This window comes from Facivitalis istanbulensis (assembly GCF_040560405.1).
In the GTDB taxonomy this organism is placed as follows: Bacteria; Pseudomonadota; Alphaproteobacteria; order Sphingomonadales; family Sphingomonadaceae; genus Sphingomonas; species Sphingomonas istanbulensis.
The window spans coordinates 1-638 of record NZ_JAVSCQ010000088.1; the positions used below are offsets into that span (position 1 = coordinate 1).

Sequence of the window (638 nt, forward strand, 5' to 3'; positions counted from 1 at the left end):
TCTTGCCCCAGCCAAAGGTCCACAAGACGATCTTCGCCTGACGCTCACCATCTGCGACAACCCCCGGCTATGAGATCCGCCATGACCCAGCTCGCTTCGATCCCGATCTTCTCGACCAAGCGCCTGCTGCTCTGCAGCCGCGAGAACGCCGCTCGCGTCGCCGCGCAGATCTTCGACCAGAACCGACGTGCCTGCGTCGTGCGGACCGGACATCCGCTCCAGCCCTACCGCGCCGTCGAGGTGCCGACCCGGAGCGACGAGGTGGAGATGGTCCTGTGCGCCTGACCCCACTTCTGCTGCTCGGGATCCTGGCGTCGTGCGGCGCAGCGGACAGCCGCGGTACGGCCCGTGGCGATGCCGACCAGCGAGCGCCCCGTTTCGATGCCGAAGCGCGGGCGCTGGACGGCGACACGGTAAGCGTCGACTTCCGCCTGCTCGGCGTCGATGCTTTCGAGCGCAAGCAGCTCTGCCAGCGCGACGGCGCGTGCTGGGCGTGCGGGAAAGCCGCGCAGGACCTCGCCGCGCGGCAGGTCCGCAACGCCTCGGCCGCGTTCACGCTGACCCCCGACGAGACATACGGCCGCCCCGTCGCCACCGTCACGGTCGACGGCAAGGACCTTGGCGAGTCCATGATCCGC

At 69.4% G+C, this 638-nt stretch carries 2 protein-coding genes; both read left to right on the top strand.

Annotated features, from left to right (window positions below):
* The first annotated feature begins 81 nt into the window (after nucleotides 1–81).
* Nucleotides 82–285 carry a hypothetical protein gene (locus RN629_RS18295; RefSeq protein ID WP_240885974.1) on the top strand — a complete coding sequence of 68 codons (204 nt, stop codon included), beginning with the start codon at nucleotides 82–84 and terminating at the stop codon, nucleotides 283–285.
* Nucleotides 276–638, top strand: a 363-nt coding sequence (locus RN629_RS18300) for a thermonuclease family protein (protein ID WP_407036499.1), incomplete at its 3' end; no start/stop codon positions are given. The genes RN629_RS18295 and RN629_RS18300, both read left to right, overlap by 10 nt.